Source organism: Arthrobacter sp. FB24 (assembly GCF_000196235.1).
GTDB lineage: Bacteria > Actinomycetota > Actinomycetes > Actinomycetales > Micrococcaceae > Arthrobacter.
The window spans coordinates 3,937,601-3,963,172 of the sequence record NC_008541.1 but is presented as its reverse complement, the minus strand read 5'-3'; the positions used below and the strand labels follow the sequence as shown (position 1 = coordinate 3,963,172).

Below are 25,572 nucleotides of genomic sequence, written 5' to 3'. Positions count from 1 at the left end.
CTAGACCTGGACTCCGAGCTTGAAGCCCGTCCGGTCACCCTCGGGCGAACCGTCCTTGCGGGTGTAGGAGAAGCCGTCGGCGCCCACGGTCACGGCCATCTCGGACTTTTCCTCGCGGACGATGACGGGCTGCGGGTTGCCGTCGAGGTCCAGGACGAGGGAGGCCTCGGTGTACCAGGAGGGGACGACGGGGTTGCCCCACCAGTCGCGGCGCTGGTTGTCGTGGACGTCCCAGGTGATGGTGGGGTTGTCCGGGTCTCCGGTGTAGTAGTCCTGGGTGTAGATCTCGATGCGGTGCCCGTCCGGGTCCAGGATGTAGAGGTAGAAGGCGTTGGACACGCCGTGCCGGCCGGGGCCGCGTTCGATCCGGTCGCTGATGCGCAGGGCGCCCATCTTGTCGCAGATCTGGATGATGTTGTGCTTCTCGTGGGTGGCGAACGCGACGTGGTGCATGCGGGGGCCGTTGCCGCCGGTCAGTGCGGTGTCGTGGACGGTCTGCTTGCGGTGCATCCACACGGCGTAGGAGACGCCGTCGGAGTCCTGGATGTCCTCGGAGACACGGAAACCGAGGTCCTCGAGGTACTTGCGGCCGCGGGGAACGTCCGGGGTGACCTGGTTGAAGTGGTCCAGCCGGACCAGTTCGCCGGCGGAGTAGAGGTCGTAGCGCTGGGTGAGGCGTTCCACGTGCTCCACGTCGTAGAAGAATTCGTACGGGAAGCCCAGCGGGTCCTCGACGCGGACGGAATCGCCGATGCCCTTGGTGAAGCCTTCCTTGCGGCGTTCGGTGCGGCAGCCGAGCTCCTTGTAGTACGCCTCGGCGGCGTCCACCTCGGCGGGGGACTTCACCCGGTAGGCGAAGGCTGCGACGGCGGCGATGGGTCCCTTGCGCAGCACCAGGTTGTGGTGGATGAACTCCTCGAGGGAGCGCAGGTAGATGTTGTTCTCGTCTTCCTCGGTGACGTGCAGGCCGAGGAGGTCAACGTAGAACTCGCGGGACTTCGCGAGGTCCGTGACCACGATTTCCATGTACGCGCAGCGGACGATGTCAGGGGCCGGAACGGAGGGCTTGGGGATGACGTTGCTCATGGCGTTCTCTCTTCTTTGAAAGGGGGTCGGGGTGGTCTTGCGGACCGGGACTAGGCGCCGAATTTGGGGGTGTGGACAGTGCCGAGGGTGATGTGCACGGCCTGCTGGTCGGTGTAGAAATCGATGGAGCGGTAGCCGCCCTCGTGGCCCAGGCCGGAGGCCTTGACGCCGCCGAACGGGGTGCGGAGGTCGCGGACGTTGTGGCTGTTCAGCCACACCATGCCGGCCTCGACGTTCTGCGAGAAGTTGTGGGCGCGGGTGAGGTTCTGGGTCCAGATGTAGGCGGCCAGACCGTACTTGGTGTTGTTCGCGAGGGCGAGTGCTTCGTCGTCGTTCTCGAACGGGGTGATGGCGACGACGGGGCCGAAGATTTCCTCCTGGAAGATCCTCGCGTCGGGGGCGACGTCGGCGAACACGGTGGGGGCGATGTAGTTGCCTTCCGGCAGGCCTTCCGGGCGTCCGCCGCCGGCGAGGAGCCGGCCTTCTGATTTGCCGATCTCCACGTAGGAGGCCACCTTGGCGAAGTGCTCCGGGTGGACCAGGGCGCCCACCTGGGTCTTGGGGTCGTGGGGGTCGCCGACGACGATGTTCTTGGCGCGGGCGGCGTACCTTTCGCAGAACTCGTCGTAGATGGCGCGTTCCACCAGGATGCGGGAGCCGGCGGTGCAGCGTTCGCCGTTGAGGGAGAAGACGCCGAAGAGGGCGGAGTCGATTGCGGCGTCGAGGTCGGCGTCGGCGAACACGACGCAGGGGGACTTGCCGCCGAGTTCCATGGAGAGGCCCTTGAGGTTGGCGGCGGCGTTGCGGAAGATCGTCTGCCCGGTGGTGGTCTCGCCGGTGAAGGAAATCAGCGGGACGTCCGGGTGCTTGACCAGGGCGTCGCCGGCTTCCTCGCCGAGGCCGTTGACCAAGTTGAACACGCCGTCGGGCAGGCCTGCGTCCTTGAAGATGGTGGCCCACAGCGAGGCGGAGAGCGGCGTGAATTCGGCGGGCTTGAGGACCACGGTGTTGCCGGTGGCCAGTGCCGGGGCGAGCTTCCAGGACTCCAGCATGAACGGGGTGTTCCACGGGGTGATGAGCCCGGCGACGCCGATCGGCTTGCGGTTCACGTAGTTGATCTGCGAGCCCGGGACCTTCATGGCGTCGTCGAACTGGGCCACGATCAGGTCCGCGAAGAAACGGAAGTTCTCTGCCGCGCGCAGGGCCTGGCCCTTGGCCTGGGTGATGGGCAGGCCGGTGTCGAACGTTTCCAGTTCGGCCAGGCGTTCTTCCTGGGCTTCGACGGCGTCGGCGATTTTGTTCAGGATCCGGGCACGTTCGCGGGGCTTCATCTTCGGCCAGGGACCGTTGCTGAAGGCTTCGCGGGCGGCGGCGACGGCGAGGTCGATGTCTTCCTTCTGGCCGGCGGCGGCGGTGGCGTAGTTGGTGTTGGAAACCGGATCCAGGACGTCGAAGGTCTTACCGCCCACGGAGTCAACGAATTCACCGTTGATGTAGTGCTGGATGTGGCTGGGAAGGTCCTGCGGAACGTAATGGGACGTGGTTTCTGCGGCAGTGAACGTCATTGTTTTTCCTTACTGCTGTGCGGTCTGTTGTTCGGTGGAGGTGGCTTGGGCCAGGTAGGCGTCCAGGGTGGCGCTGCGGTGCAGGCGGGCCGCCTTTTCTATTTCGTCGGCCCCCGCACCGGATTCGATGAGCCGGAGCAGGGCCTCGTGTTCGTCCACGGAGTCGCGGGCGCGGCCGGGGACGAACCGGAACGTGGAGGACCGCAGCGAAGCTAGCCGGTTCCAGCCCCGGTGGACCAGGTCCAGGATGTGCGGGTTGGGGCAGTGCTCGAACAGGACGCTGTGGAAGTCCTGGTTCAGCCGGGTGAAGCGGACGGGGTCGAAGTGCTCGAGGCATTCGCGCATTTCCTCGTTGACGGCCCGGGCCCGGGCCACGTCCGCCGACCCGATCAGTGGAGCCGAGAGAGCCGTGGCGGCACCTTCGACGATGCTCAGGGTCTGCATGGTGTAGAGGTACTCGGTGGGGTCGATGCCGGACACGGTGGCTCCGACGTTCCGCTCGAACGTGACCAGCCCTTCGGCCTCGAGCCGGCGGATGGCTTCGCGGACGGGCACCACGCTGACGCCCAGGTCCTCGGCAATTTTTGCCAGCACCAGCCGGTAACCGGGGGAGTAGGTGCCGTCCACGATCCGGGCCTTGACGGCCGCGTACGCCTGCTCGGACTTGCTACCGGCCACCACTGTTTCAGTCATGTGCGGGGCCTTCCCATTCGTCGTACTTGGCCCGCCATTCGGAGTTCAACGGGTAGAGGCCGTCCACGCTGTGGCCCTGCTGCACCATCTCGGCGATGAACGCCTCCTCGCGTTCCTGGGCGATGGAATCGTCCGCAAGCTCCTCGGCGAGGGCCGGCGGGATCACCAGGATGCCGTCCGCATCGGCCACGATGATGTCCCCGGGCTGTACGGTGGTGCCGCCGCAGGCGATCGTGATGTCGGTGTCCCACGGGATGTGCCGGCGCCCCAGCACCGCGGGGTGCGGGTTGGAGTAGTACGTGGGCATGTCCATGGCGGCCACAGCGGAGAAGTCACGGACGCCGCCATCGGTGATGACGGCGGCGGCGCCGCGGACCTGGGCGCGGAGGGCCAGGATGTCGCCGATGGTGCCGGTGCCCTTTTCGCCGCGGGCTTCCATCACCAGGATTTCGCCCTCGTTGACCGAGTCGATGGCCTTCTTCTGGGCGTTGAAGCCGCCGCCGTGGGTCTTGAAGAGGTCCTCGCGGTTCGGCACGTAGCGCAGGGTCCGGGCCAGGCCCACGATCCGCTTCTCCGGACGCGTTGAGGTGAGGCCGTCGATGCTGACGTTGTTCAGGCCGCGCTTGCGCAGCTGGGAGGACAGCGTGGCCGTGCAGACGCTTTCCAGCTTGGCCTTCAGCTCCGGCGAGAGGACAGGTCCGACGGCGGCAAGCCCGGCCGCTTCCCGCGAACCGTATGCTTCCTCCCGCTGGAGGTCATCGGTCTTGGGGCGGGCGCCGAAGTCCGCGAACGGCGTCGTGCCTTCCTCCACCCGGGTGGCCAGCCGCCCGGTGGTCGCGTCAGGAGTGCTGACTTCAACCTCGATGACGTCGCCCGGCTTGGCGACGGAAGCGCCGGCCGGGGTGCCGGTGAGGATGATGTCGCCCTCTTCGAGGGTGAGCAGCTGGGACAGGTCCGCGATGAGCCGGGCGAACGGAAAGAGGAGGTCTTCGGTGGTGTCGTCCTGGACCAGTTCGCCGTTATGCCAGGTGCGGATCCGCAGTTGTGCGGGGTTCACGGCGTCGGCGGCGATCAGCCCCGGGCCGATCGGCGTGAAACCGTCCCCGCCCTTGGAACGGAGGTTGGAGCCCTTGTCCGCGTAGCGGAGGTCGTAGACGCCTAGGTCGTTGCTGGCGGTGACCCATTCGACATGGCTCCAGGCGTCCTCGATGCCCACGCGGCGGGCCGGCTTGCCGATGATCAGGGCGATCTCGCCTTCGTAACCGAGGAGCTCACATCCGGCCGGGCGCTCCACCGTTGAAGGGGCTTCTGCCGACCCGATCGCCAGGGAGGAGGACGGCTTCAGGAAGTACGAGGGCTGCTCCGGAGTGCGGCCGCGCTGGGCTGCCCGGCTGGGGTAGTTGATATGCACCGCGATGACTTTGCGGGCCGCGGCCAGGAGGTGGTCGGTGACCTGTTCCAAGAGTTACTCCTCATCGAGTACGAAATCGTATACGATAACTATTGCCTAGGAAGCGTGGAACGTCAACCCCTTGCATTCGGGAGTTTTCCGGGCTGCTTGTAACGCAGGTCATATCTGCGTACAGTTTTGATTGAGCATTAGATTTCTATTATCGAACACTGAGTTCTGATATCGAATACCGAAGACGGCGATTCGCCGCCACACAATGAAGTGAGGACCCCCGTGCAATTCCACCATCACGGTTACGTATCCGGTGACCCGCGAGTCCAGCCGGCAGCAGGCGTAGGCATCAATCGGCCTACTGAGCTTCCTGATGAAGTGGACGTCCTGATTGTCGGCACAGGCCCTGCCGGCATGCTGGCCGCCGCCCAGCTGTCCCAGTTCCCGGGCGTCACCACGCGGATCGTGGAACGCCGTGCCGGCAGGCTGCCCATCGGCCAGGCAGACGGCATCCAGGCGAGGAGCGTCGAGACCTTCCAGGCCTTCGGCTTCGCCGAGCGGATCATCGCCGAGGCGTACCACATCACCGAAATGGCGTTCTGGAAGCCGGACCCGGCCGACCACTCGCGCATCATCCGGGGAGCCCGCGCGGTGGACGACGAGATGGGGATCAGTGAGTTCCCGCACCTCATCGTCAACCAGGCCCGCGTGCTGGACTACTTCGCTGAATTCATGGCGAACTCGCCTACCCGCATGGCGCCTGACTACGGCTTTGAGTTCCGGAGCCTGGAGGTCACCGGCGAGGGCGAGTATCCGGTCACGGTGACCTTGCTTCACACTGCAGGCCCCCAGGAAGGCCGGGAGAAGGTTGTCCGGGCCAAATATGTGATTGGTGCAGACGGCGCGCGCAGCAAGGTACGCGATGCGATTGGCTGCACCCTGGCCGGCGACGCCGCCAACCACGCCTGGGGTGTTATGGACGCCCTGGCCGTCACCGACTTCCCCGATATCCGCACAAAGTGCGCCATCCAGTCCGGGTCGGGCGGAAGCATCCTGCTCATCCCGCGCGAAGGCGGCTTCCTGTTCCGCATGTATGTTGACCTCGGCGAGGTGGACCCGAACGACAAGGGCGCCGTGCGCAACACTTCCATCGAAGAGATCATCCGCAAGGCGAACGAGATCCTCCACCCGTACACGCTCGACGTCCGAAATGTCGCGTGGCACAGCGTGTACGAGGTGGGCCACCGGCTCACTGACCGGTTCGACGACGTCCTCCCGGACCAGCGGGGCACCCGCACGCCGCGCGTATTCATCACCGGCGACGCCTGCCACACGCACAGCGCCAAGGCCGGCCAGGGCATGAACGTCTCCATGCAGGACGGTTTCAACCTGGCCTGGAAGCTTGGCCACGTCCTCGAGGGCCGCAGCCCGGAAAGCCTGCTGACCACGTACTCGGACGAACGTCAGGTCATCGCCAAGAACCTCATCGACTTCGACAAAGAGTGGTCCACGATGATGGCGAAGAAGCCTGAAGAGTTCGAGAGCCCTTCCGAGCTTGAGGACTTCTACGTCAGCACCGCCGAGTTCCCGGCCGGATTCATGACCCAGTACGCCCCGTCGATGCTCACCGGCGGCACCGGACACCAGGACCTGGCCGCCGGTTTCCCCGTCGGCAAGCGCTTCAAGTCAGCGCCCGTCGTGCGGGTCTGCGATACCAACCCCATGCAACTCGGACACCACGCCACAGCCGACGGACGGTGGCGCATCTATGTCTTCGCCGACGCCGCCGCGCCGGCAGCGGGACAGCAGGGTGTCCCCTCAGCAGTGGCCGACTTTGCCGAGTGGATTGCGCAGGCGCCGGACTCGCCGCTGGCCGCCACGCCGTCGGGCGCCGACCTCGACGCATGGTTCGACGTGAAGGTGATCTACCAGCAGCCCCACACGGACATCGATATCAACGCAGTGCCGGCGGTGTTCAAGCCGCAGGTTGGCCCGTTCCAGCTGACGGATTACGAGAAGGTGTACGCCACCGATCCGAAGGCTGACATCTTCGAGCTGCGCGGCCTGGACCGCGGCGGCGTGATCGTGGTGGTTCGCCCGGACCAATACGTGGCCAACGTCCTGCCCCTGGCTGCGACGGCGGAACTCGGTGCGTTCTTCGCACCCCTCCTGGCTACGGGACGGGCCGCGGCAGTCTAGCCCCGGACGTCAGCCGGCGACTGCCTGCCCTGTCCGGTATTCGGCGGCGGCATAGACGCCCAGGATGCGCACTGCGGTGGTGAAGAAGTCCAGTTCCTCGAGGGCCAGCCGGACGGGCAGGTCCTCGGGGTGGCCTTCGACGTCGGCCATGAACATGGTGGCGGCAAACTCGTTGCCCACCATGTAGCTTTCCAGCCGGGTCATGTTCACGCCGTTTGTGGCAAATCCGCCGAGGGCCTTGAAGAGCGCGGAGGGGACGTTGCGGACTCGGAACAAGAGGCTGGTCACGGCCGGTCCCGGCAACGCCTCCCGGGAGGGCAGTTCCTTTTCCGGCGCCAGGACCACGAACCGGGTGGTGTTGGAGGGGTCATCCTCAACCCTCGAGGCGAGCACCTCCAGGCCGTAGATCTGTGCCGCGAGCGGGGGAGCGAGGGAAAGTTTGGCAGGATCGTTCCATTCGCTCACCTCCCGGGCAGAGCCTGCAGTGTCCCCGGCAATGACAGGCTTCAGGCCGGCGCTGCGGATGAGGCGCCGGCACTGGCCCAGGGCGTGGATGTGGCTGTGGACCTCCGTGGCGCCTTCGATGGTGCTGCCGGGGATGCCCAGCAGGTCGAAGTGGATGGGCAGGAAGAACTCGCCCACGATCTGCAGGCGGGACTGGGGGAGCAGGATGTGGATGTCCGCCACCCGTCCCGCGATCGAGTTCTCGATCGGAATCATGGCCAGGTCGGCTTCACCGCCGGATACCAGCTCGAAGGCGTCCTCGAAGCTGGCGCACGGGATGCTCTCCAGCTCCGGGAACATCTGGGCGCACGCAATATTGGAATTAGCGCCGGGTTCACCTTGGTACGCAATCTTCTGGGCCATGGTCGGTATGGTTTCACGTCCTGGCGGCTCCCACCCAACCGGCTCGCATTTAACGTCGCCATTCGCGCGTTTCACGACATTCACTGCCAGTCAGTTGGGTGGGACGAGAACAGCCGCGCTCCCGTCAGAGCGCCAGCCGCATCGACACCTGGTACCGGTCTGAGCGGTACGTCGAGATGGAGTACTCGATGGGCGTGCCCGGATCCTCCTGGCCGGTGAAGGAGCGGCGCCTGAAGAGGAGCACGGGGGCCCCGGGCTCGATGTCCAGCAGGACCGCGGTGTCCTCCGATGCGGCGGCAGCCTCGACGGTCTGTTCCACATGCTGCACCGGATGCCCGGAGGCAGCGAGGACCCGGTAAAGCGAGCCAGTCAGGTCCTCGGCGAGCAGGTCCGGCAGGAGCGGGGGCGGCAGCCAGGATTCGTCAACGCTGACGGGTGCCCCGTTTGCGAGGCGCAGCCTGCGTACCTGGTAGGCCGCCTGCCCCGGAGGCAGCCCCAGGTGCTCGGCCGCCGCGGCGGGCGGCTCCGCCGTCGCGGCCGTGATGACCTTGGTGCTGGGTTCGAAGCCGGCAGCCCGCATGTCCTCATTGAAGGAGGCCAGATGGAGGGTTGAACGAACCAGCCCGTGCGAGACGAAGGTCCCCTTGCCCTTGATCCGGACCAGTGCCCCGTCCTGGACGAGGTCCGAGATTGCCCGCCGCACCGTAATGCGCGACACCCCGAACTGTTCCTCCAGCTGGCGTTCCCCCAGCAGCGCGTCCCCGGGCCGCAGCCTGGTGGCCACGAGGTCCTGGAGCTGCCTGCGCACCCAGACGTGTTTGAGTTCCCCCGCCGTATCCATAGCTCTATTGTCCGGGCAGGTTGAACAGGTGTCCGCCCGCTTCCACGCGGCCGCCGGAAGCCGGCAGTTCAACGGCATCCGCTTTGCTGTCCAGGACCACCACGGGGCTGCACATGCTCAGGTTGTTCGAGCGGACGAACGTGACATCGACGCTGATCATGGGGTCTCCGGCCCGGACCTGGTCCCCTTTCTGCGCCAGTACGCTGAAGCCTTCGCCCTTCAGGCCCACCGTGTCGATGCCGACGTGGACCAGCACTGCGGGTCCCGAGGCGTGCTGGACGATGTAGGCGTGCGGCATGACTTTGATGACCCGGCCGTCCAGCGGTGCGACGGCGGTGAGCACCCCGGCGTCGTCGTCCGGGATGACGGCGGCGCCTCCGCCGACGAGCCCCTTGGCGAACACGGGGTCCGGCACTTCGCCCAGCGGGATGAGCCGGCCGGGCAGGGGCGAGGCCACGCTGATGGCCCCGGCCGGCGCAGCCTCCACGTCCGCCGTGCTCATATCCGCCGTGCTCACATCAGGTCCTGGATGTCTTCTGCCAGGCTCTCCGCTTCGGGGCCAACTACCACCTGGACCACCGAGCCGGCCATCATGACGCCGTGGGCGCCCGCCGCCTTGAGGGCTGCCTCGTCCACCTTTCCGGCGTCCACCACTTCGGTGCGCAGGCGGGTGATGCACCCTTCGATCTCTTCGACGTTATCGGCGCCGCCCAGGGCGGCGAGGATGATTTCTGCTTTGGACATGTCCACTCCTGTTGGTCGTTTTCGCGGTGAGTCCGGCCGGTCCTGAAGCTTTTTTCCTGCCTGAGGTTGACAACTAAGCCCGGTGCACTTCACAGTGATGATTGTCACTGGTTATAACCAGTTAGCAAAACTCTACTGAATCCCGCATCCCCGCACAAGCACCCCTTTCTGGAAACGAGGAACCTCATGTCCACGGAAAACCCGTCCGCTTCAGCCGGGGCCGGCCCGCTGGCCACACCGGCCCCGGGCAAGGCCAAGGGCAGCGGCAAGGCATTGCAGAACATGCAGCGCTTCGGCCGCAGCCTCATGCTCCCCATCGCCGCCCTTCCCGCCGCCGCGCTCCTCCTGCGCCTGGGCCAGGACGACCTGCTGGGCCGGTTTGAAGGCCTGACCACCGTTGCCCAGGTGATCGGCGCGGCCGGCGGAGCTCTCTTTGAGAACCTGCCTCTGCTCTTCGCCGTCGGCATTTCCTTTGGCTTCGCCAAGAAGGGCGACGGTTCCACGGCGCTGGCCGCCGTCGTCGGCTTCCTGGTGCTGACCAACGTCTTCAAAGTCATGGCACCCATGGTGCTGGGTGCCGCCCCGGAGGGCGGCAAGGATCCCGTCATCAACTACGGGGTGCTGGCCGGCATCGTGATGGGCCTGACCACGGCCTGGCTGTGGCAGAAGTTCCACCGGACCACCCTGCCGGACTGGCTCGGGTTCTTCGCCGGCCGGCGGCTGGTGCCCATCCTGACCTCGTTCGCGGCCATCGTGATCGGCGTGGTCATGGCGCTCCTCTACCCCTTCTTCAACACGGGCCTGACAGCCGTGGGCAACGCCGTCGCGGACAACACGGTGGTGGGCAGCGGCATCTACGGCACACTCAACCGGCTGCTTATCCCGCTGGGCCTGCACCACATCCTGAACTCGATCGTCTGGTTCATCATCGGCGACTACAACGGCGCCCACGGCGACCTGAACCGCTTCTTCGCGGGTGACCCCTCGGCGGGTGTCTTCATGACCGGGTTCTTCCCCATCATGATGTTCGCCCTGCCGGCGGCCGCCCTCGCCATCTGGCATGAGGCCAAACCGTCCCAGAAGAAGATCGTCGGCGGCGTCATGCTCTCCACCGGCCTCACCGCCTTCCTCACCGGCATCACCGAACCGCTGGAATTCTCCTTTATGTTCGTGGCATGGCCGCTCTACCTCGTCCACGCCGTCCTGACCGGAACTTCCATGATGCTGGTCAACTTCCTGGGCATCCACCACGGGTTCGGGTTCTCCGCCGGGGCCATCGACTACCTGCTCAACTTCGGCATCGCGCAGAATCCGCTCTGGCTGGTGCCCATCGGGCTGGGCTACGCGGCGGTGTACTACGTGGTGTTCCGCTTCGTGATCCGGCGCTGGAACCTCCGCACCATGGGGCGCGAAGACGAAACCGACGAGAACGGCTCGATGGCCAAAGCCGATGCAAGCTGAACCCGGCGCGCCGGGGCTGACTCAACCCGGAGCGGAAGGCGAAGACGGCGGCGGCCTGGGGCTGCGGGGCCGCCTGGTCACCGGCCGCCCCGGGGATGGAGTGATCGACGACGGCACGGTGGTGATCGCCGGGGGACGCATCGTGTGGTGCGGCCCGACGGCGGAGCTGCCCGCCGACGTCGACGTCCAAACGACACAGGTTCCGCTCATCCTGCCCGGACTGGTGGACGTGCACTGCCACGGCGCAGTGGGGCACACCTTCTCCGCGGATGCGGACGGCGCCCGCCGGGCGGCAGGTTTCCATGCCGGGCAGGGTACGACGTCGGTGCTCGCCTCGCTCGTTTCGGCGCCGTCCGGTGTGCTGCTTGAGCAGATCGCCGTGCTGCGGGAGCTGGTGCACGACGGCACGCTGGCCGGCCTGCACCTGGAAGGGCCGTTCATCGCCAGGAGCATGTGCGGAGCGCAGGACCCGGCGGCCATCATCGATGGGGACCCGGCGCTCCTGCGGCAGTGGCTCGAGGCGGGGCGGGGAACGGTGCGGTCGCTGACCCTTGCCCCGGAAACGCCGCACTTTGCCGAGTTGGTTGCCCTGTGCCGGGAGTACCGGGTGGTCCCGTCCCTTGGCCACACAGGTGCGACGGCGGCCCGGACGCGTGAAGTACTCGGGGGAGGGGCGGGCGCCGGACGCTGGTCCGCCACCCACCTGTTCAACCGGATGCCGGCGCTGGGCCACCGGGCGCCGGGGCCTATTCCGGTCCTGCTGCAGGAGGCCCGGCAGTCACCGGACCGGATGGTCGTGGAGCTGGTGGCCGACGGTGTGCACCTGGACCCGGAGATTGTCCGCATGGTGTTCAACCTGGTGGGACCGGGCTCGATCGCGCTGATAACGGACGCCATGGCCGCCGCCGGGATGTCCGATGGCCAGTACACGCTGGGGAGCCTGGACGTGCTGGTCCAGGACCGGGTGGCCCGGCTGGCGCCCGCGGCGGAGGGTGCCCCTCCCGGGGCGATCGCCGGGGCCACCAGCCTGTTGCTGGAAAACGTCCGCCGCTGCGTCGGGTGGGGCGTGCCCTTGGCCGACGCCGTTGCTGCGGCCTCGGCCACTCCCGCCCGCCTTATGGGCCTGGATCAGCCGGGCCCCTCGCAGGTCGGATCCATCATCACCGGGTACCGCGCCGACGTGCTGGTGGCCACCGAAGAAATTGAACTGCTGCAGGCCTACCGGGCCGGCGCACCGCTAACGGAGGAAAGGAAAACGAGTGCAGATCATTCTGTGTGAGTCCGCGGAACACGTAGGGGGCAGGGCCGCCGACATCATTGACGCCCGGGTCCGGCAGGGCCCGGCCGTCCTGGGGCTGGCCACGGGAGGTTCGCCAAAATCCACGTACCGGGAACTCATCCGGAGGCACCGCGAGGAACAGCTGAGCTTCAGCCGGGTCACCGCTTTCACCCTGGACGAATACGCCGGGCTGGCGCCGGAGCACGAACAGAGCTATCACTCCACTATCCGGCGCGAATTCACCGACCACGTGGACCTGCCGCCGGAGCAGCTCATCACCCCGCAGGGGAATGCGCCGGACCTCATCGCCGAAGCCGACCGCTACGACGCCGCCATCTCGGCCGCCGGCGGGGTGGACATCCAGATCCTGGGCATCGGTGCCAACGGCCACATCGGCTTCAATGAGCCCACCTCATCCCTTGCCTCGCGCACCAGGGTGAAGACCCTGGCCGGTGCCACCCGTGCCGACAACGCCCGGTTCTTTCCGGCTGGCGACGTTCCGCGGCTGTGCCTGACGCAGGGGCTGGGAACCATCCGAGAAGCCAGGCTTGCGGTACTCGTTGCCATGGGGGAGAACAAGGCCGGTGCGGTCCAGGCCATGGTGGAAGGGCCGGTCAGCGCGCACTGCCCCGCTTCCGTGCTGCAGCTGCACCGCCGGGCCGTGGTCATCCTGGACCCGGCAGCGGCGTCCCGCCTGAGCCTGCTGGACTACTACCGGGACGCCCAGGAGTTCAACGACCAGCTGGGCCAAACGCCCACCAGGCCCTGGCTGCAGCGGCCGCTGTAGCCAGGGCCCGCGCTAGCCGTTGATCACCTGCGGGACGCCGAGGGCTTTCAGGCCTTCGACGCCGAATTCCAGGCCGTAGCCGGACTGCTTGGCGCCGCCGAAGGGGACGCGGGGGTCAACGGCGCCGTGCTTGTTGATCCAGACGGTGCCTGCCTCGAGCCTGGCGGCAACGTCCCGCGCGGCGGCGGGATCGGAGGACCAGACGGAGGCGCCCAGCCCGACGTCGAGCGCGTTCGCCATGGTGACTGCCTCATCCACGGTGCTGTAGCGGATGATGGGCAGGGCCGGGCCGAACTGCTCCTCCGCCACCAGCGGGTTGCCGTTGTCGATGTCCGCCACGAGGGTGGCGGGGTAGAAGTGGCCGGGCTGGTCCGTGTCCGGGTTGCCGCCCAGCAGCACGCGGGCCCCGGAGTCGCGGGCGGCCTCGACGAGGCGGGCCACGATGTCGTACTGCTGCCGGTTCTGCAGCGGGCCCAGGACGTTGTTCTCATCCAGGCCGTTGCCCATGGGCATCGCGGCGGCCACCGTGGTGAGCTCCTCGCACACGGCCTCATACAGCGAATCGTGGACGTAGAGGCGCTTGAGGGCCGCGCAGGTCTGGCCGGTGTTGATGAAGGCGCCCCAGAAGAGGCCTTCAGCGATGGCCTTGGGATCGGCGTCAGGAAGGACGATGCCGGCGTCATTGCCGCCGAGTTCCAGGGTGAGGCGCTTCACGGTGTCCGCGGAGGATTTGATGATCGCCTTGCCGGTGGCGGTGGAGCCGGTGAACATGACCTTGCCGATCGCGGGGTGTTCGGCGAGCCGGGCGCCGACGTCGCGGCCGCCGGAGACCACCGTGAGGAGGCCCTCGGGGAGTTCCTCGTTGAGGACCCTGGCCAGCGCCAGGACGGACAACGGGGTGTATTCGGAGGGCTTGACCACCACTGCGTTGCCCATCCGCAGGGCGGGGGCGATCTGCCAGACGGTGATCATCATGGGCCAGTTCCACGGCCCGATCGCGCCCACGACACCGATGGGGCGGTAGTGCAGTTCGGCCCGGGTTTCGCCGTCGTCCACCACGGTTTCCGGTTCCAGCGGCGTGCCGGCAGCGACGCGCAGCCACGCGGCACAGGCACCGACTTCGAAGCGGGCGTTGGGGCCGTTCAGCGGTTTGCCCTGCTCGCGGGAGAGCAGCCGGGCGAGTTCTTCGGCGGAACGTTCGACGGCGTCGGCTGCTTTGAGGAGCGCGGCGGACCGGGCGTCGTGGCCCAGTGCTGCCCACGCGGGCTGGGCGGCTGCGGCGGCGGCGATGGCCGCCTCGAGGTCCGCAACGGTGTGGACCGGCGCCTCGCCTACAGGTTCCCCGGTGGCGGGGTCCAGGATGGTCCGGGTTTCGCCGGTGTCCGCGGTGATCGAGGCCAGAAGGGCGTCGTAGGTTTCCATGGGGTACTCCACTTCGAGTAGGTCAGAGAACGCGGCCGGTACGGCCTAATAGCGCTGCCTTAAGCGTGCTCCGGCCGGCGCCGCGGGTCTTGTGTATCCGCGTACGGCACTTGACCTGTGGCGAACAGTCCGGCGGGCCTGAACGACAGGGCTGGCCTCAGGGCTGTGTGCCGGAGCCCGTCCTGAGCAGGAGTACCTCGTGGACTTCCTCGAGGGATGCCGCGATCGCTGAGCGATCGACACCTGCCAGATACTGGAGGACAAGGCCATCGAGGGCAGCAAACAGGGTGCGGGCCACAACCTGAACGTTGTGGGTCACGCCGGAGGCACTCAGCCCTGCGGCCAGGGCCCCGACATAGTTTTCGTAGAGGGCGGTGACCGCTTCCGAAAGCTCGGGGCGCCGCCGCGCTTCCAGGATCATCTCGTACTGAAATACCTGTAGTTCGGGGTCGGCCAGCAGCAGCCCCAGCAACGTCTCCGTGAACGAGTGGCCCAGCGTGGCCGCCTCGCGCAACTTGGACGCGCTGATGGACTGCTCGGTGGCCCAGTCCAGGGCCGCGGCGATGAGCGCGTCCCGGGAACCGAAATGGTGGGCCACCAGCGTGTTGTTGACGCCGGCAGCTTCTGCCACCGACCGGTACGTCAGCCCGCGCAATCCCTTTGCTGCCACCACAGTCACGGCGGCGCGGAGCAAGGCCTCCTTGCCCGTGCCGTATTTTGACGGCGGGGCGGCGGCAGGAGAGGAATTCATAATCCGAGTCTAGCCAGCGACGAAGAGCCGTTAAAACGCTATTGACTTAAACTAAGCAACTGCTTAGATTGATCCCAGGTGGTGATGCGGCTCACTATTCAGGCTTGCTGGAACACCACCCCAACCCAACCCGACCCGCGCCCGGCCGAGCCGTCATTCCCCTTGGAGTCAACATGCCAGAGCCCATTGCTTTCACCACTTCGTCCGCCCTTAATCCAGAGAAGATAGAACCCTTCGAACTCGGGCAGGTTCAGTGGGTGCGCCGCTTCGGGGAGGGGGACCGTCCCTCCCTTGCCTGCGGTTACTGGCATGTAACGCCCGCCGAGGCGCCGGAGCCTTTCGACCTGGTGATGGAGGCGGACGAGACGATCTCGATCGTCGACGGGCACCTGCGCATCGAAGTGGAGGGCGGGGACGCCTACGATCTCACTGCCGGAGGTGCAGCCTCCTTCAACAAGGGTGCGCGTACCCGGTGGGCTGTCCTTGCGCCCACCGTCGAATTCTTTGTGTACTCGTAGGGCGCGCCATGGGAAACGAAGTGTATGACGCAGTGGTGGTCGGCGCAGGCTTTGCCGGTCTGACCGCGGCCCGCGAGCTCAGCAGGCAGGGACTGGCCGTCCATATCGTCGAGGCCAGGGACCGGATAGGCGGCCGGACCTGGCTGGACCACCGCTTGGGCCGGGACCTTGAAATCGGCGGGACCTGGGTGCACTGGACGCAGCCGCACGTCTGGGCCGAACTGACACGCTACGGGCTGGAGACCACGCCAAGTCCCGAACCGGAACGCGCCTTCTGGTGGGCGGACGGGTGCCGTCACGAAGGCAGGCCGGATGAGTTGCTGGGGCTCATCGGCCAGACAAACGAGGAGTTCGTCCGCGACTCCCGCAAGTATTTTCCGGAGCCCTTCAGGCCCATGGCCCGCGACGATTTCAAGTCGATCGACCACGTGTCAGTCCAAGCGAGGATCCGTGAACAATTCCCCGCAGGCGCGCCGCGGGACATTCTTGAATCCTTTTGGGCCCTCAACTTCAATGGTCCACTGGACAACGCCGCGTTGACTCAGGCTTTTCGCTGGGTGGCACTAACCAACGGCGACTGGGCGGTGAACTTCGAGGCGTGTGCCACGTACAAGATCGTTGGTGGCACAGCCGCACTGGCAGCTTCGATGCTCGCGGACTCGGGGGCCGGCATCCAATACGGCTTTAAGGTTGAAGCCGTCGCTGAGGACGCGGATGTCGTGGAAATCCGCAGTGCGGACGGTCGGACGGTCCGTGCCCGGACTGCGATTGTCACCGTTCCGCTTCATGCCCTGAATGCAGTTGACTTCGAGCCGCCCCTGCCGGCGGCCAAGGCCGAAGCCGCCAGCCTTGGGCAGGTCTCCAAGGGGGCCAAGGTCTGGTTCCGGCTTCGCGGCGAACATGCACCGTTCGTGGCCCTGGGAGGTGCCGATTGGCCACTGAATTTCTTCCAGGTGGAATACGCGCTCGACGGCGACACGATCGCCGTCGGGTTCGGTCCTGACGCCGCAAAGATCGAGGTGGAGGATCCGGTCGCCGTCCAAGCACAGCTCGCGCGCCTGGTGCCGGGAGCCGAAGTGGTCGCGGTGGCCAGCCACAACTGGGTGGACGATCCGTTGTCCGGTGAAACCTGGCCCATGCACCGCACCGGCTTTCTGTCGACGCACCTACCCGCCATGCAGGCCTCGCACGGCCTGGTTCTCTTTGCTGGTTCCGATATTGCCAACGGCTGGTGCGGATTCATCGACGGCGCCATTGAGAGCGGCATGGGGGCCGCCCTTGACGCAGCGTCCCTGCTGGCAGGCGGGCGGCCCTGAACCACGCTGCGCTCAGGAACAACAACTGATCGCTGCACGACAAGCCGGGCCCGGCGGCAAGTGCCATGCTGGATTTCACGGTGCACCTTTGCCCGGGCCCAGGCCCCCTCCCCTAGCTCTTTCACCCAGCACTCATTACCGTTAAGAAGGATCCAATGAGTATTTCGAACCCTGAATCGCGGACCGCAGAACCCGGTTCCCGCCAGGAACACTCCACCGCCCTGCGCGCAGGAAGCATCGGAGTCCTGGGCATCCTGTTCTTTGTCCTTTCCGCACAGGCCCCGCTGACCGGCATCGTGGGAGCAGCGCCGCTCGCTGCCGCGCTCGGCAACGGTGCCGGCGCCCCGGGCGCCTACCTCGTGGTCGGCATCGTCATTGTCATCTTCGCGGTGGGCTTCGTGGCCATGAGCCGGAAGGTGCAGACCAACGGCGCCTTCTACGCTTATGTCACCGCAGCGTTCGGCCGCAAGATCGGTGCCGGCGCGGCGTGGCTTGCCCTCCTGGCCTACAGCACGGTGCAGGCGGCGATGTACGGGCTGTACGGAGCGGCATTCTCCGGGCTGCTGGCAACCGCGGGCGTAACTGTTCCCTGGTGGCTGCTCGCGGTGGCCACCATGGCCGGCGTCCAGGTCCTGGGTTCCATGAACATTGAACTCGGAGCCCGCGTCCTCGCCGTACTGGTGGGCCTGGAAGTGGCAATCCTCCTGATGTTCGGATTCGCCGTGCTGTTCAAAGGCGGCGGCCCCGAAGGGCTGGACCTCGCCGCCTCGTTCGCGCCGGAAGCCATTGCCAGCGGAGCTCCCGGCGTCGCCATCATGTTCGCAGTGGCCTCCATGTTCGGCTTCGAATCCACCGCCATCTACTCCGCCGAGGCCAAAGACCCGCACCGGACCGTTGCACGGGCCACCTACCTGTCCGTGGGCATCATCGCCGTCTTCTTCTCCTTCATCACCTGGATGCTGGTCAGCTTCTACGGGCCCTCACACGTGGCGGATGCCGCGGGCGCCGCCCTGGAATCCGGCGATGCCACATCGTTCGTAATCGGCCCCATCGTTGAAATGTTCGGCCCCTGGGCCGGCATCACCGCCGGAGTGCTGCTGGTGACCTCGCTGCTGGCAGGCATCATTGCCTTCCACAACGGCATCAACCGATATCTCCACTCGCTGGCCCTGCGCGGTTCCATGCCGGCAGTGGTGGCCCGGACCAACAGGCACCGCGCGCCGGCCGCCGCGGCCTGGATCCAGACCGTAGTGGCCGCCCTGCTGGTGGCGCCGTTCGCCTTGCTGGGGCTGGACCCGGTGCTGACCCTGTTCTCCTGGTTCAGCGGCCTCGCCGTCGCGGCACTGCTGGTGCTGTACATGCTGTCCTCCCTCGCCGTCGTCGCCTATTTCCGCCGGGAAAAGGTAGCCGGCCAGCATTGGCAGACGTTCATCGCCCCGGTGCTCGCTTCCGCGCTGCTGGCGTGGGTGCTGTATCTGGTGGTCAGCAACTTCACGTCCCTTATCGGTGGCAGCACCGAAACGGCCGCGGGCCTGCTGGCGGCTGTTCCCGCCCTGTTCCTGGCCGGCGTGCTGGTGGAGATCCGGGTGGAGCGGCAGATCCGGGCCTCAGAGCTTGAGCTGGTCCGGTAGCCGGCTTTCCTGGGTAACAACAGGGACGCCGAAAGAGCCGGCGACGGCGGCGCGGGCGGCGGTGTGGCGCCCGCGCCACGCGAGGCAGCCGGCCAGCAGCAGAAGCACCGCCAGAGCTGCTGCGCCGCCCGCCGCCGTCGTCGCCGCTTCCGGACCATCGGGCCAGCGGCCTGTCATACCCATGAACGCCGGAATCGTTGCCGATGCCTGGCTGGTGAGGACGAGCGACCATCCGATGAGTGGCGTGAGGCGCTCCATGCCCAGCGCAAGCTGCAGGTAGAACAGCAGCCACAGGTAGGTCCAGCAGAGCCAGAGAACGGCCAGCAGCGGATCCTCCCCGGACCAGGCGGCGGCAAGCAGGAGGCCGCACAGCCCCACCACCCCGCAGAACCAGCCGAGCCCCCTGGACCCGAGCCCCAGCAGGAAATCCAGGCCGACGTACATGTAGGTCAGTCCAAACAGGAACATCCCGGACGCCCCGAGCAGCAAATGCGGGCCGCCGTCGCCGGTGCCCGTATAGGCGCCGCCTAAGTACGTGATGCCGAGGACCAGCTGGATGCTGCCGATGACCAGGCTGATCACCGCGGAGTCCCTGCGGGGGAGCAGCTTCAGCGCTGCGAGCCCGTTGATCAGGAGCGCGGGCCCGGAGAGAAGCAGGCAAATGTGGGCCATCAGGAGTCCCCCGCCGGAGCTGGAACCGAGGCCGTAACTTTCGTTTTATGGATATTAGATGTCACAATACGGAGGTTAGTGGAACGGCGACTGGCCGTGGGTGGCCCTCGCAGTCACAATTGGGTATGTTGAAGTTTCAATAAAAGGCTGCCGGTGCGGCGTCGCCGGAGACGTCCCGGGCCCCGGTTCGACTTAAGGAATCATCATGGATGCACGGCTCGAGGCCATCAGGGACACCGTCCTGGCCAGGAACCCCGGAGAAGCGGAGTTCCACCAGGCAGTGGTCGAGGTGTTTGAAAGCCTGGGCCCTGTCCACGACCGTCACCCCGAATTCCTCGAAGCGGCCATCCTGGAGCGGCTCTGCGAACCCGAACGCCAGATCATTTTCCGGGTGCCGTGGACCGATGACCAGGGCCGCGTGCAGATCAACCGCGGCTTCCGGGTGGAGTTCAACTCGGCGCTCGGCCCCTACAAGGGCGGCCTGCGATTCCACCCGTCCGTCTACCTGGGCATCGTGAAATTCCTCGGCTTCGAGCAGATCTTCAAGAACGCCCTCACCGGCATGCCCATCGGTGGCGGCAAGGGCGGCTCGGACTTCGACCCCCGCGGCCGCAGCGATGCCGAAGTCATGCGGTTCTGCCAGTCCTTCATGACCGAGCTGTACCGCCACATCGGCGAATACACCGATGTGCCGGCCGGCGACATCGGCGTCGGCGGGCGCGAAATCGGCTACCTTTTCGGCCAGTACAAACGCATCACCAACCGCTACGAATCCGGCGTCCTGACCGGCAAGGGCATCTCCTGGGGCGGGTCGCTGGTCCGGCCCGAGGCCACCGGCTTCGGCACGGTGATCTTCACCCAGGAAATGCTGAAGACCCGCGGAAAGTCCTTCGACGGGCAGCGCGTGGTGGTTTCCGGTTCCGGGAACGTGGCCATCAACGCGGTCGCCAAGGCCCAGTCGCTCGGTGCCACGGTGGTGGCCTGCTCCGACTCCTCCGGCTACATCGTGGACGAGGCGGGCATCGACGTCGGGCTTCTCCGCGAGATCAAGGAAGTGGAGCGCGGACGCCTGAAGGACTATGCGCTGCGCCGTTCCGGCGTCTCCTATGTGGAGGCCGGTTCGGTGTGGGACGTCGACGCGACGGTGGCGCTGCCGTGCGCGACGCAAAACGAGCTCGACGGCGATGCTGCCGCGAGGCTGGTCCGCAACGGACTGCTCGCCATCGGCGAAGGCGCCAACATGCCGTCCACCCGCGAGGCCGTAGCGGTGTTCCAGGAGGCCGGCGTGCTGTTCGGCCCGGGCAAGGCCGCCAACGCGGGCGGCGTGGCGACGTCCGCGCTGGAGATGCAGCAGAATGCGAGCCGCGACTCCTGGTCGTTCGAGCACACGGAACAGCGGCTCACGGACATCATGGTGGGGATCCACCACCGCTGCGCCTCCACAGCCGACGAGTACGGGGAACCCGGCAACTATGTGCTGGGCGCCAATATCGGCGGCTTCGTCAAGGTGGCCGACGCCATGCTTGCGCAGGGCCTGATCTAGCAGCCGATTCAGGCGCCGCGGCGCCAGTCGCTGGGGGATTCGCCGTAGGCATCCCGGAAGGTGCGGCTGAAATGCGCTGCGTCCAGGAACCCCCACCGTGCGGCGACTGCCCCCACGGACGTGCCGTTGAGTAGCGGATCCCTCAGGTCGCGGCGGATGCGTTCCAGGCGCTGGCTCCGGATCCAGCTGGCAACAGTGGTGCCCGTCTCGTGGAAGATGTTGTGCAGGTGGCGGGTGGAAATGAAGTGCGCCGCCGCAATGCTGGCCGGCGAAAGCTGCGGATCGGCGAGGTTGGCCTCGATGTATTCGCGGACGGACGTGGCCAGCAGTACCTGGGGCTTCATGCTGTCCCGGGCCATGTCCAGTTCAGAATGAAGCATGGTTGATACCAGGTCCAGGGCGTTGGCTGCCAGCCGCGAACCGCTGGGGCCGCTGAGGGCCTCGAGGTTCTCTGCCAGTTGGGCAATGAACGGGCCCACGATGCCGGTCAGCCCGTGCCCGCCGGCCAGCCGGACCGCCGAAAGCTGGCCCACGTAATCCGGGGGCAGGGACAGGGAGTCGTGCGGAAACATAACCACCATGACCCGGGCCTGCTCTTCGAACGCCAGGGTGTACGGGCGGTTGGTGTCGTAAATGGCGAGGTCGCCTGGGCGCAGCACTGCCTCACGGTTGTCCTGGATGAGCAGCCCGGTGCCCTCCAGCTGGAGGTTGAGCTTGAAATAGCGCTGGCCAGGCCGGGCCACCAGGGCCGGCGTGCGGTGGACGCTGTGGCCCGAGGCGGAGACCTCCACGATGCACAGCCGGTCCAGGACCCTGGAGCGCATCCGGCCGCGGAAAGTGTCGGGATGATCCGTCTCGGCGGCCAGCGGCACAAAGGACTGCGCCACGAGGTGCCGCCAGTGGTCGAATGAGGTGGCCACGCTGGACGTGAGGTCCTGGCCAGCGGGGCGGGCTGTAATTGCAGACATGGATGTTCCTGACGCCGGATAGCCATCTGAATAGTGGTTCCCCAATACTGTGTCCTGCGACACAGTCATTTCAGGTTAGCGCCGATGGCTGGCATTGTCATCTTTTTTCGACGGACGTCGAAAAAAGATCAGGGCGCGGCCTGAAGCAGGGTCAGGAATGCTTCCAGCTGGTCGTTCAGGCCCGGATCCGCCTGGCCGTCCGGGGCGAGTGCGGCAGCTATTTGCGCACCCAGCAGCATGTTCAGCAGGTGACCGGCAACCGCTGAGTCGTCGACGGCGGCATGCACGTCACCCCGCGTCCTGGCCTGGGCCAGGTGCGCCACGATCGCGGCATGCCATTGGTCCATGGACTCGCGGTGGATGGCAGCCTTTTCCGGATCGTTGATGGCCTTCTGCCAGAACGGGACCACGATCCGCGCTTCATTGACGCGCTCGGAGTCCAACGGCAGCACCTCAACGCAAAAAGCCCTGAGCGCCGGAATTCCGGCCTTGCCCGCCGTCACCTCCCGGATGCGCTCATTGGTCCTGTTGAAGACGTGACCGAAGGCAAATGTCAGCAGCGTGTCCTTGGTGGGGAAGTAAGGCTTCAAGGCGCCGTTGGCGAAGCCGGCCTCGAGGGCGATCTCCCGCATGGTGGCACCTTCGATGCCCAGCCGCGCGATGATCCGCCAAGTCGCATCCACGAGTTCCAGGCGCCGTTCATCATGGTCAACAATCTTTGGCACGGTGGTGCTCCCCCGGAAATATTTTGCGGCTGGCTATTGTGAGCCATCTTACGGACGGTTATTCTCTACAACTATAGAAAATAAAAATTCCGACCCCAACACGGTCCCGGACGAAGGTCGAGCGCATGACACTTGCATCAACTGACACAGTCACCCCGTACCGCCTGGCAACCGGCGCTGAAATCACCGAAGTCCAGGGCATTCTCCGCGCCGGGGGACTGCTGGACCCGGCGAAGCGGATCGCCTACCTCGGCCTGCTGGACCGCGCCCGGGGCAGTGCCAAGGATTCCGAGGACCGTCGCTTCCGCGTGTTCGTCCACGATGTTTCCGGCGGCCGCCCCCTCGACGTGACGGTCTCCGTGACGCGCGGCGAGGTGACCTCCGCCGTCGAACTGGACACCGCCGTCGCCGGCGAACTTCCGGTGCTGGAAGAGGAGTTCGAGGTGGTCGAGGAGCTCCTGGCCTCCGACGGGCGGTGGCTGAAGGCCCTGGCCGACCGCGGACTCGACGTCCGCAAGGTCCGCGTTGCTCCGCTGTCCGCCGGTGTCTTCGAGTACCCGGAGGAAAAGGGCCGGCGCATCCTCCGCGGGCTGGCCTTTGTGCAGGACTTTCCCGAGGACAGCGCCTGGGCGCATCCCGTTGACGGCCTGGTGGCCTACATCGACGTCGTCAGCAGGGAAGTCACGCAGGTCCTGGACCTGGGAGCCGTGCCCATCCCGGCCGAACACGGTAACTACACCGACCCCGAGCTCACCGGTCCGGTCCGCACCACCCAGAAGCCGCTCCACATCACGCAGCCCGAAGGGCCCAGCTTTACGGTCACGGGCGGCAACCACGTTGAGTGGGAAAAGTGGAGCGTTGACGTCGGCTTCGATGTCCGCGAGGGCGTGGTGCTGCACAACCTGGCTTTCCAGGACGGCGACCGGAAGCGCCCCATCATCAACCGCGCCTCCATTGCCGAGATGGTGGTTCCCTACGGCGACCCGTCGCCCATCCGGTCCTGGCAGAACTACTTCGACACCGGCGAATACCTGGTGGGCCAGTACGCCAACTCGCTCGAACTGGGCTGCGACTGCCTCGGCGAGATCACGTACCTCAGCCCTGTGATCAGCGATGCGTTCGGCAACCCACGCGAAATCCGCAACGGCATCTGCATGCACGAGGAGGACTGGGGCATCCTGGCAAAGCACAGCGACCTCTGGACGGGCATCAACTACACCCGCCGCAACCGCCGCCTGGTCATCTCCTTCTTCACCACCATAGGCAACTACGACTACGGCTTCTACTGGTACCTCTACCTCGACGGCACCATCGAATTCGAGGCCAAGGCCACCGGCGTCGTCTTCACCAGCGCCTTCCCCGAAGGCGGCTCGGCCAACATTTCCCAGCTCGCACCGGGGCTCGGCGCACCGTTCCACCAGCACCTCTTCAGCGCCCGCCTGGACATGGCGATTGACGGCTTCACCAACCGGGTGGAGGAGGAGGACGTGGTCCGGCCGCCCATGGGCGAAGGCAACGAGCGCGGCAACGCGTTTTCCCGGAAGAGGACTGTCCTGACCCGGGAATCCGAGGCCGTCCGGGAAGCCGATGCACGCAGCGGCCGGACCTGGATCATCTCCAACCCGGAGTCGCGCAACCGGCTGGGCGAACCGGTGGGCTACAAGCTGCATGCCCAGGGCCAGCCCACGCTCCTGGCGGATCCGGATTCCTCCATTGCCCGCCGGGCGGCGTTCGCCACCAAGGACCTGTGGGTGACCCGGTTCGCAGAGGACGAGCGGTACCCCACCGGCGACTTCGTGAACCAGCACTCCGGGGGAGCGGGGCTGCCGGCCTACATCGCCCAGGACCGCGAGATCGACGGCCAGGACATCGTGGTCTGGCACACCTTCGGCCTGACCCACTTCCCCCGGATCGAGGACTGGCCCATCATGCCCGTGGACACGGTCGGCTTCAAGCTGCGGCCTGAGGGTTTCTTCGACCGCAGCCCCGTGCTGGATGTGCCAGCCAACCCGAACAGCACGCCCGCCGCCGGCGCACACTGCCACGGCTAGGACGACGCCATGACAGCACTGCGTGGATGGAGCCGCGCCGCCGGCTCCGTCCGCCACCCCCGGCCCGTGCTGCACATGCGCGCCGTTGCCGCGGCCACTGTTGCGTCCTCCCTGGTGCACCTGTGGCTCGTCGCGGGAAACCACCACGGGATGTGGCTGAACCTGCTGATGCTGGCCATGGTGGGGGTATGCCTGCCGTGCGCGGTCCACATCTGGCGCGACGGCAGGCCTGGTTCGCTGCGGCAGGTGATGGCGTGCGCGCTGGCGATGGCCGCCGTGCACGCTTTCCTGTTGCTGGGCGACGTGCCGGCTGCCGGTCCGGCCGGCCACAGCCACGGGGTCTCCGGGCTGCCGGCAGCGGACGCCGCGGTTTCCGCTGCCGGGGGCATGCTCCCCATCATCGCCATGGAAATCACGACGGCGTTACTCGCCGCGACGCTGGTGGCCAGGCTGCGGCGTACGGCCTTGATGGTCGGCCCTTAGCGCTCCGCAATGAGCTTGAGGTTTTCCAGCGTCTGCTGCCGTGCGCGTTCCTGGAGGTGTTCAATCATGACATGGTCCACGAACTTGCCGATCGCACTGCCCGGCACGTTGTATTCGATCTCCATAGAGACGAGCGTCCCGGTCCCAGCTGGTTCGTAATCCCAGTTCTGCCAGCCCTTGAGCGGACCGTCGAATTCAATCCGTAGGTGTTTCCCTCCGGCGGGCGTCGGCTGGTTCTCCACAACGTGCGTGGTCACCGGAAACGGAACGCCGGCCATCAGGTAACTGTGCTCCACCACGGTGCCGGCACCGCCGTCGCCCGTTACTTTCTTGGCTTCTCCGAGATTCACCCACCAGGAGGCCCAGTGCCGCGGATCCGTGGCGATCTCCGTGACCCGCTCCACGGGTGCGTCAATCGTTGTGTTCAGCTTGATGTGGCCCATCGGAACTCCTCTGGTGGCAAATGGCAACCGCTGTGTTGTTTCCCCCGGCCTCCAGCCAACAAGGTCCCATTGTTGCGGCGGGCAACTGTGCGCGGGCCTGCCGGGACCCGGGTCCCGGCAGGCCG

The 25,572-nt window shown here is 66.5% G+C and carries 24 protein-coding genes; 10 read left to right on the top strand and 14 right to left on the bottom strand.

Features of this window, described 5'->3' with window-relative positions; genetic code table 11:
- Genes hpaD through ARTH_RS17845 form a run of 4 tightly spaced genes read right to left on the bottom strand, consistent with a single transcriptional unit; the run spans window position 1 to window position 4,806 of the window.
- Window positions 1–1,086 carry a 3,4-dihydroxyphenylacetate 2,3-dioxygenase gene (gene hpaD, locus ARTH_RS17860; RefSeq protein ID WP_011693348.1) on the bottom strand — a complete coding sequence of 362 codons (1,086 nt, stop codon included), beginning with the start codon at window positions 1,084–1,086 and terminating at the stop codon, window positions 1–3.
- Window positions 1,087–1,136: 50 nt separating this feature from the next.
- Complete coding sequence (gene hpaE / locus ARTH_RS17855) at window positions 1,137–2,651, bottom strand: 5-carboxymethyl-2-hydroxymuconate semialdehyde dehydrogenase (protein WP_011693347.1); 1,515 nt, start codon at window positions 2,649–2,651, stop codon at window positions 1,137–1,139.
- A gap of 9 nt (window positions 2,652–2,660) precedes the next feature.
- Window positions 2,661–3,344 (bottom strand): GntR family transcriptional regulator, encoded by a 684-nt coding sequence (locus ARTH_RS17850; protein WP_011693346.1) that lies wholly within the window; start codon window positions 3,342–3,344, stop codon window positions 2,661–2,663.
- Window positions 3,337–4,806, bottom strand: a complete 1,470-nt coding sequence (locus ARTH_RS17845) for a fumarylacetoacetate hydrolase family protein (protein WP_011693345.1) — start codon at window positions 4,804–4,806, stop codon at window positions 3,337–3,339. Before ARTH_RS17845 ends, ARTH_RS17850 begins: the two co-directional genes overlap by 8 nt.
- 222 nt (window positions 4,807–5,028) lie before the next feature.
- Here ARTH_RS17845 and ARTH_RS17840 point away from each other — a divergent pair, with 222 nt between their 5' ends.
- The gene (locus ARTH_RS17840) at window positions 5,029–6,945 is read left to right on the top strand and encodes an FAD-binding monooxygenase (protein WP_011693344.1); all 1,917 of its coding nucleotides are present in this window, start codon (window positions 5,029–5,031) and stop codon (window positions 6,943–6,945) included.
- Window positions 6,946–6,954: 9 nt separating this feature from the next.
- On the opposite strand, the gene ARTH_RS17835 is transcribed toward ARTH_RS17840, so the two are convergent.
- From ARTH_RS17835 to ARTH_RS17820, 4 genes are all read right to left on the bottom strand, one after another.
- The gene (locus ARTH_RS17835; protein ID WP_043430032.1) at window positions 6,955–7,812 is read right to left on the bottom strand and encodes a prephenate dehydratase; all 858 of its coding nucleotides are present in this window, start codon (window positions 7,810–7,812) and stop codon (window positions 6,955–6,957) included.
- A 124-nt stretch (window positions 7,813–7,936) separates the two neighbouring features.
- The gene (locus ARTH_RS17830) at window positions 7,937–8,653 is read right to left on the bottom strand and encodes a GntR family transcriptional regulator (RefSeq protein WP_011693342.1); all 717 of its coding nucleotides are present in this window, start codon (window positions 8,651–8,653) and stop codon (window positions 7,937–7,939) included.
- Between the two features lie 4 nt (window positions 8,654–8,657).
- Entirely contained in the window at window positions 8,658–9,170 is a 513-nt protein-coding gene (locus tag ARTH_RS17825; RefSeq protein WP_232223546.1) for a PTS sugar transporter subunit IIA, read from the bottom strand.
- Window positions 9,167–9,397, bottom strand: a complete 231-nt coding sequence (locus tag ARTH_RS17820) for a glucose PTS transporter subunit EIIB (protein WP_011693340.1) — start codon at window positions 9,395–9,397, stop codon at window positions 9,167–9,169. Before ARTH_RS17820 ends, ARTH_RS17825 begins: the two co-directional genes overlap by 4 nt.
- Window positions 9,398–9,583: 186 nt before the next feature.
- Between ARTH_RS17820 and ARTH_RS17815 the strand changes: the two genes are divergently transcribed.
- Genes ARTH_RS17815 through nagB form a run of 3 tightly spaced genes read left to right on the top strand, consistent with a single transcriptional unit; the run spans window position 9,584 to window position 12,924 of the window.
- Entirely contained in the window at window positions 9,584–10,858 is a 1,275-nt protein-coding gene (locus ARTH_RS17815) for a PTS transporter subunit EIIC (protein ID WP_011693339.1), read from the top strand.
- The gene (locus ARTH_RS17810) at window positions 10,848–12,137 is read left to right on the top strand and encodes an N-acetylglucosamine-6-phosphate deacetylase (protein WP_011693338.1); all 1,290 of its coding nucleotides are present in this window, start codon (window positions 10,848–10,850) and stop codon (window positions 12,135–12,137) included. The genes ARTH_RS17815 and ARTH_RS17810 overlap by 11 nt, the downstream gene beginning before the upstream one ends.
- A complete protein-coding gene (nagB, locus tag ARTH_RS17805; protein ID WP_011693337.1) occupies window positions 12,118–12,924 on the top strand; it encodes a glucosamine-6-phosphate deaminase in 807 nt (268 codons plus the stop codon). The genes ARTH_RS17810 and nagB overlap by 20 nt, the downstream gene beginning before the upstream one ends.
- Window positions 12,925–12,936: 12 nt before the next feature.
- On the opposite strand, the gene ARTH_RS17800 is transcribed toward nagB, so the two are convergent.
- Entirely contained in the window at window positions 12,937–14,346 is a 1,410-nt protein-coding gene (locus ARTH_RS17800) for an aldehyde dehydrogenase family protein (protein WP_011693336.1), read from the bottom strand.
- Window positions 14,347–14,503: 157 nt separating this feature from the next.
- Window positions 14,504–15,097: a TetR/AcrR family transcriptional regulator gene (locus ARTH_RS17795; protein WP_011693335.1), complete on the bottom strand. Its 594-nt coding sequence runs from the start codon at window positions 15,095–15,097 to the stop codon at window positions 14,504–14,506.
- Window positions 15,098–15,270: 173 nt separating this feature from the next.
- Between ARTH_RS17795 and ARTH_RS17790 the strand changes: the two genes are divergently transcribed.
- From ARTH_RS17790 to ARTH_RS17780, 3 genes are all read left to right on the top strand, one after another.
- Window positions 15,271–15,615, top strand: a complete 345-nt coding sequence (locus ARTH_RS17790) for a cupin domain-containing protein (protein ID WP_011693334.1) — start codon at window positions 15,271–15,273, stop codon at window positions 15,613–15,615.
- 8 nt (window positions 15,616–15,623) lie between these two features.
- Entirely contained in the window at window positions 15,624–16,931 is a 1,308-nt protein-coding gene (locus ARTH_RS17785; protein WP_011693333.1) for a flavin monoamine oxidase family protein, read from the top strand.
- Window positions 16,932–17,086: 155 nt separating this feature from the next.
- Window positions 17,087–18,562 (top strand): APC family permease, encoded by a 1,476-nt coding sequence (locus tag ARTH_RS17780; RefSeq protein ID WP_011693332.1) that lies wholly within the window; start codon window positions 17,087–17,089, stop codon window positions 18,560–18,562.
- Here the strand turns inward: ARTH_RS17780 and ARTH_RS17775 are convergent.
- Window positions 18,539–19,234 (bottom strand): AmiS/UreI family transporter, encoded by a 696-nt coding sequence (locus ARTH_RS17775; protein ID WP_011693331.1) that lies wholly within the window; start codon window positions 19,232–19,234, stop codon window positions 18,539–18,541. The two genes, ARTH_RS17780 and ARTH_RS17775, sit on opposite strands and share 24 nt — an antisense overlap.
- A gap of 205 nt (window positions 19,235–19,439) precedes the next feature.
- On the opposite strand from ARTH_RS17775, the gene gdhA reads away from it, so the two are divergent.
- Window positions 19,440–20,777 (top strand): NADP-specific glutamate dehydrogenase, encoded by a 1,338-nt coding sequence (gene gdhA, locus ARTH_RS17770; protein WP_011693330.1) that lies wholly within the window; start codon window positions 19,440–19,442, stop codon window positions 20,775–20,777.
- Window positions 20,778–20,785: 8 nt separating this feature from the next.
- On the opposite strand, the gene ARTH_RS17765 is transcribed toward gdhA, so the two are convergent.
- Together ARTH_RS17765 and ARTH_RS17760 are read right to left on the bottom strand one after the other, a co-directional pair.
- The gene (locus ARTH_RS17765; RefSeq protein ID WP_011693329.1) at window positions 20,786–21,745 is read right to left on the bottom strand and encodes a helix-turn-helix domain-containing protein; all 960 of its coding nucleotides are present in this window, start codon (window positions 21,743–21,745) and stop codon (window positions 20,786–20,788) included.
- A gap of 128 nt (window positions 21,746–21,873) precedes the next feature.
- Window positions 21,874–22,470, bottom strand: a complete 597-nt coding sequence (locus ARTH_RS17760) for a TetR/AcrR family transcriptional regulator (protein ID WP_011693328.1) — start codon at window positions 22,468–22,470, stop codon at window positions 21,874–21,876.
- A 125-nt stretch (window positions 22,471–22,595) separates the two neighbouring features.
- On the opposite strand from ARTH_RS17760, the gene ARTH_RS17755 reads away from it, so the two are divergent.
- Window positions 22,596–24,521 (top strand): primary-amine oxidase, encoded by a 1,926-nt coding sequence (locus tag ARTH_RS17755; RefSeq protein ID WP_011693327.1) that lies wholly within the window; start codon window positions 22,596–22,598, stop codon window positions 24,519–24,521.
- Window positions 24,522–24,530: 9 nt separating this feature from the next.
- Window positions 24,531–25,004 (top strand): hypothetical protein, encoded by a 474-nt coding sequence (locus ARTH_RS17750; protein ID WP_011693326.1) that lies wholly within the window; start codon window positions 24,531–24,533, stop codon window positions 25,002–25,004.
- Here the strand turns inward: ARTH_RS17750 and ARTH_RS17745 are convergent.
- Complete coding sequence (locus ARTH_RS17745; RefSeq protein WP_011693325.1) at window positions 25,001–25,447, bottom strand: SRPBCC family protein; 447 nt, start codon at window positions 25,445–25,447, stop codon at window positions 25,001–25,003. The two genes, ARTH_RS17750 and ARTH_RS17745, sit on opposite strands and share 4 nt — an antisense overlap.
- Window positions 25,448–25,572 lie beyond the last annotated feature (125 nt).